This window comes from Modestobacter sp. VKM Ac-2983, from assembly GCF_026967885.1.
Taxonomy (GTDB): domain Bacteria; phylum Actinomycetota; class Actinomycetes; order Mycobacteriales; family Geodermatophilaceae; genus Modestobacter.
In genome coordinates, this window is the sequence record NZ_JAPVBK010000004.1 from 25453 (window position 1) to 38664 (window position 13212).

Genomic DNA, 13212 nt, shown 5'->3' on the forward strand with positions numbered 1-13212 from the left:
CAGTGACATGTCCGGCTCAGGCCGATCGTTACCGACCTCCGGAGACCACGAGGCCACCGCCTCCCCGCAGGGAGACGGCGGCCTCGTGCCCAGCTGCCCGGCGGGTCAGCCCAGGGCGCGGCCCACGGCCACGGCGCGGGTGTCCGGTGCGGCGATCCGCGCGGCGTCCGCCTCCTGGTCGTCGGTGGCCTCCTGCGACCGCCGCTCGGCCTCCACCCGGGCCTGGTAGCTCTGCACCTCGCTCGTGATCCGCTCCTCGTCCCAGCCCAGCACGCCGGCGACGGCCCGGGCGACCGGCTCGGCGGACTCCACTCCCCGGTGCGGGGTCTCGATGGAGATCCGGGTGCGCCGGGCCAGGAGGTCGTCCAGGTGCAGCGCGGCCTCGTGCGCGGCCGACCACACCATCTCCACCATCAGGTACTCCTCTGCGCCGGGCACCGGGTCGAGGAGCTCGGGTGCCTCGGCGGCCAGGCCGAGCACCTCGGGGGTCAGCGAGCCGAACCGGTTGATCAGGTGCTCGGCGCGGAACCGCGGGATGCCCCAGCGGTCGGACAGCCCGTCGAGGGAGTTGACCATCGCCGCGTAGCCCTCGGCGCCGACCAGCGGGATGTTCTCCGTGACGCTCGGCGGGACCCGGCGGGTGACGTCGTCGGCCGCGGCGTCCACGGCGTCGGCGGCCATCGGCCGGTACGTCGTGTACTTCCCGCCGGCGACGGAGATGACCCCGGGCATCGGCCGGGCGACGGCGTGCTCGCGGGACAGCTGACTGGTCGACTCGCTCTCCCCCGACAGCAGCGGGCGCAGCCCGGCGTAGACGCCGGTGATGTCCTCGTGCGTCAGCGGGACGGACAGCACCTCGTTGACGTGGTCGAGGATGTAGTCGATGTCGGCCTTGCTGGCCGCGGGGTGGGCCTTGTCCAGCTCCCAGTCGGTGTCCGTGGTCCCGACGATCCAGTGGCTGCCCCACGGGATGACGAAGAGCACCGACTTCTCGGTGCGCAGGATCAGACCCGTCTCACCGTTGATCCGGTCGCGGGGCACGACGATGTGCACGCCCTTGCTGGCCCGCACGTGGAACCGGCCGCGGCCGCCGACCAGCGTCTGGACGTCGTCGGTCCAGACGCCGGTGGCGTTGACCACCACCTCGCTACGGACGTCGACCTCGTTCCCGGTCTCCACGTCGCGCACCCGGGCACCGACGACGCGGCCACCGGCGTGGGAGAACGAGACGACCTCGGCGGAGTTGAGCACGGTCGCGCCGTAGGAGGCTGCGGTGAGCGCCACGGAGAGGGTGTGCCGGGCGTCGTCGGCCTGGGCGTCGTAGTAGCGGATGGCGCCGACGAGGGAGTCCGGCTTCAGGGCGGGGAAGAGCCGCCGGGCACCGGTGCGGGTGAGCTGCTTCTGCGCCGGCATCGGGGCGGACAGCGACCCCAGACGGGCCAGGCCGTCGTAGAGGGTGATCCCGGCGGTGACGTAGGGCCGCTCCCAGTGCCGGGTCAGCGGGTAGAGGAACGGCACCGGCTTGACCAGGTGCGGGGCGATCCGGTTGACCGACAGGTCGCGCTCGTGCAGCGCCTCCCGGACCAGCCCGAAGTCGAACTGCTCCAGGTAGCGCAGCCCGCCGTGGAACAGCTTGGAGGAGCGCGAGGAGGTGCCACTGGCGAAGTCACGCGCCTCGACCAGCGCCGTCCGGAGCCCCCGGGTCGCAGCGTCCAGCGCGACACCGGCACCCGTGACCCCGCCGCCGATCACCAGGACCTCGAACTCGCCGGCCGCGAGGTCGGCCCAGGCCTGGGCGCGCTGCTCGGGACCGAGTGTGCGGACTGCCGTCATGGGGAACTCCTCGGTACGGGCCGTCGCCGACGACGGCGCACGATGCCACGGTAGGTCGGCGCCGGGAGGGCCGTCGACGCCCGCTGTCTGACATCGTCGGACAACCCGGGTGTGCTGGGTCACCATCCGGGCACCCGATGGCCTAGCGTCGGGCGTCGTGCCGGGCACCGTGCAGTCCATCGAGCGGGCAGCGGCGATCCTGCGCGTGGTGGCCGGCTCCGGCGGCAGGCTCGGGGTCACCGACATCGCCGCGGCGGTCGGTCTGGCCAAGACCACCGCGCACAGCCTGCTCCGCACCCTGCTCAGCGTCGGCTTCGTGGAGCAGGACCCGGCCACCGGCCGCTACGCCCTGGGCACCGGCCTGCTGCGGCTCGGCACGCCGCTGGACGTGAACGAGCTGCGGGCACGCTCCTCGAACTGGGCCGACGCCCTGGCGGCCCGCAGCGGGCACGTGGTGCGACTGGCCATCCTCACCGGCACCGAGGTCGTCGTCGTCCACCACGTCTTCCGCCCCGACGACTCCGCGCAGGTCCTGGAGGTCGGCACCACCCTGCCCGCGCGGAGCACTGCGCTGGGCAAGGTGCTGCTGGCGTACGCGCCCGCACCCCCGGCCGAGCTGGCCGAGGTGCGCACGCAGGGCTGGGCGGCCGAGCGGGGCGAACAGGAGCCGAGCACGGGCTCGATCGCCGCGCCGGTCCGGGCCGCGGGCGGCCTGGTGACCGCCGCGCTGGGCGTCAGCGGGCCGCTGACCTCGCTCTTCGACGGCCGCGGCGTGCCACGCAGCCTGCTGCTGGCCATGGTCGTCGACGCCGCGCACGCGGTGTCCCGGGAGCTGGGACACGTCAGTGCCTGACCGGTACGTGCTCGCCGTCGACCAGGGGACGACGTCGACGCGGTCGCTGGTCTTCGACCGGGGCGGGCGGATGGTCGCCGTCCGCCAGCGTGAGCACCACCAGTACTTCCCCCGCCCCGGCTGGGTCGAGCACGACCCGATGGAGATCTGGGCGAACACCCAGCGGACCGCCGCGCAGGTGCTCGGCGACGTGCCGGACGCCGGGGACGTCGTGGCCCTGGGGATCGCCAACCAGCGGGAGACCACCGTGGTCTGGGACCGGGTGACCGGCCGGCCGGTCACCCGCGCGCTGGTCTGGCAGGACACCCGGACCGCCGACCTGGTGACGGAGCTGGCCGCCCGACCCGATGCCGGCCTGGTCGCCGAACGCAGCGGGATGGCGATCGCCGGCTACTTCTCCGGCCCGCGGCTGCGCTGGATCCTCGACCACGTGCCGCGCGCCCGTGAACGCGCCGAACGCGGTGAGCTGCTGTTCGGCACGATGGAGACCTGGCTGATCTGGAACCTCACCGGCGGACCGGACGGCGGCGTCCACGTCACCGACGTGACCAACGCCAGCCGCACCCTGCTGATGGACGTGCGCAGCTGCCGGTGGGACCCCGACCTGCTGGCCTTCTTCGACATCCCGGCGGAGATGCTGCCGGAGATCCGGCCCTCGGTCGGCATCCTGGGCCGGGCCACCGCCCTCAACCGGGCCCTGCCGATCGCCGGGGCGCTCGGCGACCAGCAGGCGGCGCTCTTCGGCCAGGCCTGCTTCGCGCCCGGCGAGGCCAAGTGCACCTACGGCACGGGCAGCTTCCTGCTGCAGAACACCGGGACCGAGCTGGTGCGCACCCGGTCCGGGTCGATCAGCACGGTGGCCTACCAGCTGGCCGGGGAGGCGCCGCGCTACGCGCTGGAGGGCTCGGTCGCCGTCGCCGGGGCGCTGGTGCAGTGGCTGCGGGACGGGCTCGGCCTGATCGGCTCGGCCGCGGAGGTGGAGACCCTGGCGCGCACGGTCGCCGACAACGGCGGCTGCTACGTCGTCCCGGCCTTCTCCGGCCTGCTGGCCCCGCACTGGCGGGGCGAGGCCCGCGGCCTGGTCGCCGGCCTGACCTCCTACGTCACCAAGGGGCACCTCGCCCGGGCGGTGCTGGAGGCCACCGGCTGGCAGACCCGCGACGTGGTGCAGGCGATGGCGGCGGACTCCGGACTCTCGCTGCCGGCCCTGCGGGTGGACGGCGGGATGACCACCAACAACCTGCTCATGCAGTTCGTGGCCGATGCGCTGGACACACCCGTGGTGCGGCCGATGGTGGGGGAGACGGTGTCGCTGGGCGCGGCCTACGCGGCCGGCCTCGCCGTCGGGGTGTGGTCGGACGTCGAGGCGCTGCGCCGGAACTGGCACCGGTCCGCGCAGTGGACGCCCACGCCCGAACGGGCCCAGGCGCTGACCGCGGAGTACCGCTGCTGGGAGCGCGCGGTGGAGCTCAGCATCGCCTGGGGCGCTCCCTGAGCCGGTCAGTGCGACATCGTCGGACGCCGACTGTTGTCCAGCTCACATCCGGACTCCTACGGTCCTCGCACGACGGGACGCGTGGTGATCACCGCCACAGACCCGTCACCGACCCACCCGGTCCGCGACGCCGCGGACCCGTCGTGAGGAGCGCCTACTCGTGGACACCGTCGGTCTGTGGACCGTCTTCGGCAGTGAAGTACTCGGCACCGGGATCCTGCTGCTGCTCGGCGTCGGCGTGGTCGCCAACGTCGTGCTGCCCAAGACCAACGGCAACGGCAGCGGCTGGATCGTCATCATCTTCGGCTGGGGGCTCGCCGTCTTCGCCGGCGTCTTCGCCGGGGCGACCTCCGGTGCGCACATCAACCCGGCCGTCACCGTCGGCCTGCTGGTCAGCGGGACCGACACGTACGCCCCCGGCGTCGAGGTCAGCGTCGCGAGCACGTTCGTCTACTTCGCCGGGCAGCTGATCGGCGCCTTCCTCGGCGCGGTGGTGGCCTACCTGGCCTACTACGGCCACTACAACGACCCGGACGCCGCCGGCACGCAGCTGGGCACCTTCGCGACCGGCCCGGCGATCGGCACGGTGAAGGACAACGTGGTGACCGAGGTCGTCGGCACGTTCGTGCTGGTCTACATCATCCTGCGGTTCGGCGACACCCCGAGCCAGCTCGGCCCGCTGGCCGTCGCCCTGCTCGTCGTCGGCATCGGCGCCTCGCTCGGTGGCCCGACCGGGTACGCCATCAACCCGGCCCGTGACCTCGGGCCGCGCATCGCGCACGCCGTCCTGCCCATCCGCGGCAAGACCGGCAGCAACTGGGGCTACGCCTGGGTGCCGATCGTCGGCCCGCTGATCGGCGCCGTCCTCGCCGGCCTGCTCTCCCACGTCAACGTCTGACCCGACCCCTTCCGGGGGCCAAAGTCGCGATTTTGGCCCCTCCTTCTGTAGGAGGAACTCGCATGGCCCAGTACGTAGCAGCCATCGACCAGGGCACCACCAGCACCCGGTGCATGATCTTCGACCACGACGGTGCCGTCGTGTCCGTCGGCCAGAAGGAGCACGAGCAGATCTTCCCGCGCGCGGGATGGGTCGAGCACGACGCGATGGAGATCTGGCGGAACACCCGCGAGGTGGTCGGCCAGGCGATCGCCCGCAGTGACGCCGGCAGCTCCGACATCGTCGCCATCGGCATCACCAACCAGCGGGAGACCGCGGTGGTGTGGGACCGCGCGACCGGGGAGCCGGTCTACAACGCGATCGTCTGGCAGGACACCCGGACGACGAAGATCATCGAGGAGCTCGGTGCGCTGGGCGGCGGCGCCGACCGCTACAAGGACAAGGTCGGCCTGCCGCTGGCCACCTACTTCGCCGGCCCCAAGGTCCGCTGGATCCTGGACAACGTCGACGGCGCCCGGGAGAAGGCCGAGCGCGGCGAGCTGCTCATGGGCACGATCGACTCCTGGCTGATCTGGAACATGACCGGTGGGGCCGACGGCGGGCTGCACCTCACCGACGTCTCCAACGCCTCCCGCACCATGCTGATGGACTACCGGACGCTGGCCTGGGACGCCGACATCGCCGAGGAGATGGGCATCCCGATGTCCATGCTCCCGGAGATCCGCTCCAACTCCGAGGAGTACGGCAAGGGCCGCAAGGCCGGCTTCCTGGCCGGGGTGCCGATCGCCGGCTCGCTCGGTGACCAACAGGCGGCGACGTTCGGCCAGGTCTGCTTCACCAAGGGCATGGCCAAGAACACCTACGGCACGGGCAACTTCATGCTGCTCAACACCGGCGAGGAGGCCGTCCCGTCGGAGAACGGCCTGCTCACCACGCTCTGCTACCAGCTCGGGGACGCCAAGCCGGTGTACGCGCTGGAGGGCTCGATCGCGGTCACCGGCTCGCTGGTGCAGTGGGTCCGGGACAACCTGGGGATGATCAAGAACGCTCCGGAGATCGAGGACCTGGCCCGCTCGGTGGACGACAACGGCGGCTCCTACTTCGTCCCGGCGTTCTCCGGCCTGTTCGCCCCGCACTGGCGCTCCGATGCCCGCGGCGCCGTCGTCGGGCTGACCCGGTTCGTCAACAAGGGGCACCTGGCCCGCGCCGTCCTGGAGGCCACCGCGTACCAGACCCGCGAGGTGCTGGACGCGATGAACGCCGACTCCGGGGTCGACCTGACCGAGCTCCGGGTGGACGGCGGGATGGTCGGCAACGAGCTGCTCATGCAGTTCCAGGCCGACCTGCTCGGCGTCCCGGTGATCCGGCCGAAGATCCCCGAGACCACCGCGCTCGGTGCGGCCTACGCCGCCGGCCTCGCCGTCGGCTTCTGGTCCGACCTCGACGAGCTCACCGCCAAGTGGGCCGAGGACAAGCGCTGGGACCCGCAGATGCCCGAGGACGAGCGGGAGCGGTTCTACCGCAATTGGCAGAAGGCGGTCACGAAGTCGCTCGACTGGGTGGACGAGGACGTCAGCTGACGCATTCTCGTCGGCACCGCAGGCCCGTCGGAGTCCGCTCCGGCGGGCCTGCAGTGCGTTCACGGGACAACTCCGGCAGCCTTGTTCACCCGCCGACCCGCCTCACCCACCACCAAAATGGCCATTTTGGTGATGCCGGGAGGGCCTGTGGACGGCGACAGCAGCGGGAGGCCCGCACCCGGCAGGCTCTGCCGATGCCCCGCGACCGTCACCTCACCGGCGTCTTCATCGGCAGCCACGCCATCGCCGAGGGGCGGTTGACCCGCGAACGACTGCGCTCACTCGGATACCGACGCTTGGTCCAGGGCGTCTACGCAGACCCCGCGCTGGACGTCGACCACCGACTCCGTGCCTGCGGCGTCGCGCTGCTGCTCCCAACAGGTACCGCGATCGGCGGGCACACCGCGGCGGCGTGGCACGGTGCCCCGTTCGCCGGCGTCCACGAGGCCGTCACCGTCGTCCGGCCGTCCCACGTGGAGTGGAAGGGCCCTCGACAGGTGCGGGTCCACCGGACCGACCTCGGCGTGACGGATGTCGAGCTGGTGGACGACGTACCCGTCACGACCGCGCTGCGGACGGCGTGGGACGTTGCTGCCCTGGAGCCGCTCGGCACCGCCGTGGCCGACCTCGATGCCATGGTCCGAGCTGGGGCGGTCGGTCTTCCGCAGCTGGCGGACCTTGCCGAGTGCGGGACCGGGCGGTGGGGCGTGACGAAGGTCCGCCGCGCCTTCGGCCTCGTCGACCCGCGGGCCGAGTCGGCTCCGGAGTCGAGGGTGCGGGTGGCGCTGGTGCTCGCCGGACTGACGCCCGTACCGCAGTTCCACGTGCACCACCGTGGCGAGTTCCTGGCCAAGGTCGACTTCGCCTGGCCGGAGGCGAAGCTCATCGTGGAGTACGAGGGCGCCCACCACTTCGAGGCCGAGCAGATCGTGGCGGACGACCAGCGCTACGCCGTCCTGATCGCGGCAGGCTGGCGGATCATCCGGCTCAGCGCCGTCGACCTCCGCGACCTTGACTCCGTCGTCCGCCGGGTGCGCGACGCCCTCGCCGCCCGCTGACCACCGAAATGGCCATTGTGGTGGTCAGCGGGGGTGACGTCAGCCGGCGAGGGCGGCCGAGACGACGGCCTTCGCCTCCTCCTGGACCTGGGCGAGGTGGTCGGCGCCCTTGAAGGACTCGGCGTAGACCTTGTAGACGTCCTCGGTGCCCGAGGGGCGGGCGGCGAACCAGGCGTTCTCCGTGGTGACCTTCAGCCCGCCGATCGCGGCGCCGTTGCCGGGGGCCGTCGTGAGCTTCGCGGTGATCGGCTCGCCGGCCAGCTCGGTCGCGGTGACGGCGTCGGGGGAGAGCTTGCCGAGCGCGGCCTTTTCCTCCCGGGTGGCCGCGGCGTCGACCCGGGCGTACGCCGACTCGCCGAACCGTTGCGTCAGTGACGCATGCAGCTCCGAGGGAGAGCTCCCGGTCACGGCCTGGATCTCCGAGGCCAACAGGGCGAGCAGGATGCCGTCCTTGTCCGTGGTCCACACCCCACCGTCACGGCGGAGGAAGGACGCCCCGGCCGACTCCTCGCCGCCGAACCCGACCGACCCGTCGAGCAGGCCGGGCACGAACCACTTGAACCCGACCGGCACCTCGACCAGCCGGCGCCCCAGCGACTCGACGACCCGGTCGATCAGGGAGGAGGACACCAGCGTCTTGCCCACCGCCGTCTCGGCGCCCCAGCCGTCGCGGTGGCTGAAGAGGTAGGAGATCGCCACGGCCAGGAAGTGGTTGGGGTTCATCAACCCGCTGTCAGGGGTGACGATGCCGTGCCGGTCGGCGTCGGCGTCGTTGCCGGTGGCGATCTGGAACTGGTCCTTCGCGCCGATCAGCGAGGCCATCGCCGAGGGGGAGGAGCAGTCCATCCGGATCTTGCCGTCCCAGTCCAGCGTCATGAACCGCCAGGTCGGGTCGACCAGCGGGTTGACGACGGTGAGGTCCAGGCCGTGCCGTTCGGCGATCGCCCCCCAGTAGTCGACGCTCGCCCCGCCGAGCGGGTCGGCACCGATCCGCACACCGGCGCTGCGGACCGCCTCCAGGTCCAGCACCTGCGGCAGGTCGTCGACGTAGGTGCCGAGGAAGTCGTAGGACTGCGCCGCGGCCCGGGCCCGGGCGATCGGGATGCGGCGCACCCCGTCGAGACCGGTGGCCAGCAGCTCGTTGGCCCGCTTGGCGATCCAGCCGGTGGCGTCGGTGTCGGCCGGGCCGCCCGAGGGCGGGTTGTACTTGAAGCCGCCGTCCCGGGGCGGGTTGTGCGACGGCGTGACGACGATGCCGTCGGCCAGCCCGGACGTCTTCCCCTGGTTGGCCCGCAGGATGGCGTGGCTGACCGCGGGGGTGGGGGTGTACCGGTCGGCGGCGTCCACGAGCACGGTGACGTCGTTGGCGGCCAGCACCTCCAGGGCGCTCACCCAGGCCGGCTCTGACAGCCCGTGGGTGTCCCGACCGACGAAGAGCGGCCCGTCGTACCCCTGCTGGACGCGGTACTCGCAGATCGCCTGGGTGGTGGCCAGGATGTGCGGCTCGTTGAACGCGCCGTCCAGCGAGGAGCCCCGGTGCCCGGAGGTGCCGAACGTGACCTGCTGGGCGACGTCGTGTGGATCCGGCTCGACCGTGTAGTACGCGGTCACCAGGTGCGGGACGTCGACCAGGTCGGAGGGCTGGGCCGGCTGGCCGGCGCGGTCGGAGCTCATGTGCTGATCTTCGCGCCGCGCGCCCGGTCACCGCGACCTGGGCCACCCTGTCGGTGGCCCGCCGTAACCTGGCCGGGTGCTCGGTGACTGGCGGGAGATGGTCACCGACGCGGCGTTGGTCGACGCCGTCGGCGCCGACGTGCTCGACCGCGCCCGCCGCTACGTCGCCCGCGGCGTCCTCGACGTCCGGCTGGCCGACGACGCACGGCGGCTGACCGGGCTGGTCCAGGGCGGCGCGCCCGAGCCCTACCGGACGACGGTGGTGCGCACCGACGGCGGCCGGGTGGGCTGGGCCGGTGCGTGCACGTGCCCGGTGGGCGACGACTGCAAGCACGCGGTCGCCGTCCTGCTGTCGCTGCGGTCGAGCCTCAAGGCGTCCCCGGTGGCGAGCGGGTGGGAGCAGGAGCTCGAGGAGCTGGTGGCCGCGGCCGCCGACCGGAGGCCGCGCACCGCGGTGCCGATCGGGCTGCAGTTCGAGCTGGTCGAGCAGGCCCCCGGGCAGGGACGGAGCTCGGTCGGCGCACCGGGCACCCGGCAGCGGCTGGTGCGGCTGCGGCCGGTGGTCCCGGGCAAGCGCGGGCAGTGGGTGCGCACCGGGATCTCCTGGCGGCAGCTGCAGTACGACAACAGCCGGACCGGCTGGGACCCGGCGCACGTGGCCTCCATGCGGGCGCTGCACGCCACCCACCAGGCCGCGCGGAACCAGTTCTACTCGTACGCCCCGGTCGACGTGTACCTGCACGAGTTCGGCCCCGGCCTCTGGCGGCTGCTGGCCGAGGCGGTGGCCGACGGCGTCCCGCTGGTGACCGCCGACCGTTCCCCCCGGCCGGTGGTGCTGGCCGAGGCCGAGGCGGACGTCGCCGTCGACCTGCGCGACAACGGCGACCGCACCGAGCTGTCCGCCGTCCTGCGGGTCGACGGACGGGCCGTCCCCCCGGCCGCGCTCTCCTTCCTGGGCATGCCCCCGCACGGGGTCACCGTCGACGGTCCGGCCCGGGACGAGGCACCCGACGGTGCGCCGGGCCTGGTGCTCGCCCGGCTCGACTCCCCGGTGCCCCCGGTCCTGGCCGGGCTGGTGGCGCGGGGTGGGGTCATCGGCATCCCGGCCGGTGACGTCGACCGGTTCCGCCGCGACTTCTACCCGGGGCTGCGGCGAGCGGTGCCGGTGATCTCCGCCGACGGCTCGGTGGAGATCAGCGACGTACCGCCCCCGCGGCTGGCCGCCGAGGTGCGCTACCCCGGTGACGCGACGGTGACGGTGGCCTGGTCGGTGCGCTACGGCGACCGGTCCTACACCCCGGGCACGGAGGGCGGCCCGGCCGACGGCCGCGACCTGGCCGCCGAAGAACTGCTGGTCGAGGCGCTGCCGGGCCCGGTCGGCGGGGTCGCCGAGCTGTGGACGCCGGAGCGCCGGCTGGCCGAACACGTCGAGCTGGCCGGCATGGAGGCGTTGGAGTTCACCACCGAGGTCCTCCCGGCGCTGCGCGCCGACCCCGGCGTCGACCTCACCGTGGTGGGCACCCCGACGTCCTACCGGCAGACCACGTCGGCGCCGCAGATCAGCTTCGCCGCGCGGGACAGCCGGGAGTCCGACTGGTTCGACCTGGGGATCACCGTGACGATGGACGGCCAGCACGTGCCGTTCGCGACGCTCTTCTCGGCGCTGGCCGCCGGGCGCACTCGGCTGGCGCTGATCAGCGGCACCTGGTTCTCCCTGCAGCGCCCGGAGTTCGAGCAGCTGCGGCTGCTGATCGAGGAGGCCCGGGAGCTGCGGGACCTGCCCGGGGACGAGGTGCAGGTCAGCCGCTTCTCCGCCGGCCTCTGGGAGCAGCTGCTGGGGCTCGGGGTGGTCACCGAGCAGAGCGATCGCTGGACCCGCGAGGTGCGAGGGCTGATCGACGCCGAGACCGCGGAGCCGCCGCCCGTACCGGCCGGCCTGGTCGCGGAGCTGCGGCCCTACCAGCGCGAGGGATACGGCTGGCTGTCCTTCCTCTGGGACCACCGGCTCGGCGGGGTGCTCGCCGACGACATGGGCCTGGGCAAGACGCTGCAGACCCTGGCGCTGCTGTGCCGGGCGCACGAGGCCGGCGAGCTGGACGCGGCCCCGGTGCTGGTGGTGGCGCCGACCAGCGTGGTCTCCACCTGGACCCGGGAGGCGGCCCGGTTCGCCCCCGGGCTGCGGGTGGTGGCCGTGGACGAGACCGAGCGGAAGGCCGGCACCACGCTGGGCGACCGGGTGGCCGGCGCGCACGTCGTCGTGACCTCCTACGCCCTGTTCCGGATCGACGCCGACTCCTGGACGTCGCTGCCGTGGCGTGCCCTGGTGCTGGACGAGGCGCAGTTCGTGAAGAACCACCAGGCCCGCACCTACCAGTGCGCGCGGATGCTGCCGGCGCCGGTGAAGCTGGCGCTGACCGGGACGCCGCTGGAGAACAGCGTGATGGACATCTGGGCCCTGATGTCGATCGTCGCGCCCGGGCTCTTCCCCGACCCGGAGCGGTTCACCGAGTTCTACCGGATCCCGATCGAGCGGGACGGCGACGCGGAGAAGCTGGCCGTGCTGCGGCGGCGGATCCGCCCGCTGATGCGCCGCCGGACCAAGGAGATGGTGGCCGCCGAGCTGCCGCCGAAGCAGGAGCAGGTGCTCGAGGTCGTGCTGAACCCGCAGCACGAGAAGCTCTACCAGACCCACCTGCAGCGCGAGCGGAGCAAGGTCCTCGGCCTGGTCGAGGACATGTCGAAGAACCGGATGACGATCTTCCGGTCGCTCACCCTGCTGCGGCAGCTGAGCCTGGACCCGGCGCTGATCGACCCGGCGTACGCCGACGTCCGTTCCAGCAAGGCAGACGCGTTCCTGGACCAGCTGCGCGAGGTCGTCGCCGAGGGGCACCGGGTGCTGGTCTTCAGCCAGTTCACCCGCTTCCTGGGCTCGATCCGCGACCGGCTGACCGCCGAGGGCATCGACTGGGTCTACCTGGACGGCCGGACCCGGGACCGGGACGCGCGGATCCAGGAGTTCCGCACCGGAAGCGCCCCGGTGTTCCTGATCAGCCTCAAGGCCGGCGGGTTCGGGCTCACGCTCACCGAGGCCGACTACGTCTTCGTGCTCGACCCGTGGTGGAACCCGGCCAGCGAGGCGCAGGCGGTCGACCGGGCGCACCGGATCGGGCAGGACAAGACGGTGATGGTCTACCGGCTGGTGGCCGTCGGCACGATCGAGGAGAAGGTGATGGAGCTCAAGGCGCGCAAGCAGGCCCTGTTCTCCCGCGTGGTCGGCGACGGCGCGCTCGCCTCGGGCGCGCTCACCGCCGACGACGTCCGCGGCCTGTTCAGCTGAGGCCGGCCGAGACGGCCAGCACCAGGGGGATGGCGAGGACGCCGATGCCGACCCAGCCGAGGACGATCCCCGCGGTCGCCATGCCGTCACCGCCCTCACCGCGTTCACGGATCTGCTTCTTGGCCACGTAGCCGAAGACCAGGGCCAGGATGCTGCCGATCCAGTACAGCCAGACGATGCCGAGCACCATGGAGGCGATGGCGAGCCCGTTGGTGCGCTGCGGCGGCGGATAGCCGTAGCCGTAGGGGGGCGGGCCGTACGGCGCCCCCGGCGGGCCGTAGGGCGGACCCGGCGGAGGACCGTAGGGCGGACCGTAGGGCTGGCCGTGCGGTGCCGAGCTCCCGTAGGACGGGTTCGTGTGCCCCTGCGGACCCGGGTGCTGGCTGCCGTCGTCCTGGCTCATCTGCTCGTCCCCCGTGATCGCCGCGTGTGCGGAGCCGCCCTGACGGGCCGGACGCCCCCGACCCTAGGAGCCGATCGGCGC

At 72.8% G+C, this 13212-nt stretch carries 9 protein-coding genes; 6 read left to right on the forward strand and 3 right to left on the reverse strand.

Annotated elements, in window-relative coordinates:
- Nucleotides 1-105: 105 nt before the first annotated feature.
- Nucleotides 106-1833, reverse strand: coding sequence for a glycerol-3-phosphate dehydrogenase/oxidase (locus tag O2W18_RS17310; RefSeq protein ID WP_269188684.1), 1728 nt, complete (start codon nt 1831-1833; stop codon nt 106-108).
- 157 nt (nt 1834-1990) lie between these two features.
- On the opposite strand from O2W18_RS17310, the gene O2W18_RS17315 reads away from it, so the two are divergent.
- From O2W18_RS17315 to O2W18_RS17335, 5 genes are all read left to right on the forward strand, one after another.
- Entirely contained in the window at nt 1991-2686 is a 696-nt protein-coding gene (locus O2W18_RS17315; RefSeq protein ID WP_269188685.1) for an IclR family transcriptional regulator, read from the forward strand.
- Nucleotides 2679-4181, forward strand: a complete 1503-nt coding sequence (gene glpK / locus O2W18_RS17320) for a glycerol kinase GlpK (protein ID WP_269169967.1) — start codon at nt 2679-2681, stop codon at nt 4179-4181. Before O2W18_RS17315 ends, glpK (O2W18_RS17320) begins: the two co-directional genes overlap by 8 nt.
- A gap of 160 nt (nt 4182-4341) precedes the next feature.
- Nucleotides 4342-5079 (forward strand): MIP/aquaporin family protein, encoded by a 738-nt coding sequence (locus O2W18_RS17325; RefSeq protein WP_269188686.1) that lies wholly within the window; start codon nt 4342-4344, stop codon nt 5077-5079.
- A gap of 62 nt (nt 5080-5141) precedes the next feature.
- Nucleotides 5142-6659: a glycerol kinase GlpK gene (gene glpK / locus O2W18_RS17330; RefSeq protein ID WP_269188687.1), complete on the forward strand. Its 1518-nt coding sequence runs from the start codon at nt 5142-5144 to the stop codon at nt 6657-6659.
- Between the two features lie 194 nt (nt 6660-6853).
- The gene (locus O2W18_RS17335; RefSeq protein ID WP_269188688.1) at nt 6854-7717 is read left to right on the forward strand and encodes a DUF559 domain-containing protein; all 864 of its coding nucleotides are present in this window, start codon (nt 6854-6856) and stop codon (nt 7715-7717) included.
- A gap of 39 nt (nt 7718-7756) precedes the next feature.
- Here O2W18_RS17335 and pgm read toward each other — a convergent pair whose 3' ends face one another.
- On the reverse strand, nt 7757-9391 hold the full coding sequence (pgm, locus tag O2W18_RS17340) for a phosphoglucomutase (alpha-D-glucose-1,6-bisphosphate-dependent) (protein WP_269188689.1): 1635 nt from the start codon (nt 9389-9391) through the stop codon (nt 7757-7759).
- A 76-nt stretch (nt 9392-9467) separates the two neighbouring features.
- Between pgm and O2W18_RS17345 the strand changes: the two genes are divergently transcribed.
- A complete protein-coding gene (locus tag O2W18_RS17345) occupies nt 9468-12728 on the forward strand; it encodes a DEAD/DEAH box helicase (protein ID WP_269188690.1) in 3261 nt (1086 codons plus the stop codon).
- Here the strand turns inward: O2W18_RS17345 and O2W18_RS17350 are convergent.
- Nucleotides 12721-13131: a DUF4190 domain-containing protein gene (locus O2W18_RS17350; RefSeq protein WP_269188691.1), complete on the reverse strand. Its 411-nt coding sequence runs from the start codon at nt 13129-13131 to the stop codon at nt 12721-12723. The genes O2W18_RS17345 and O2W18_RS17350 overlap by 8 nt on opposite strands.
- Nucleotides 13132-13212 lie beyond the last annotated feature (81 nt).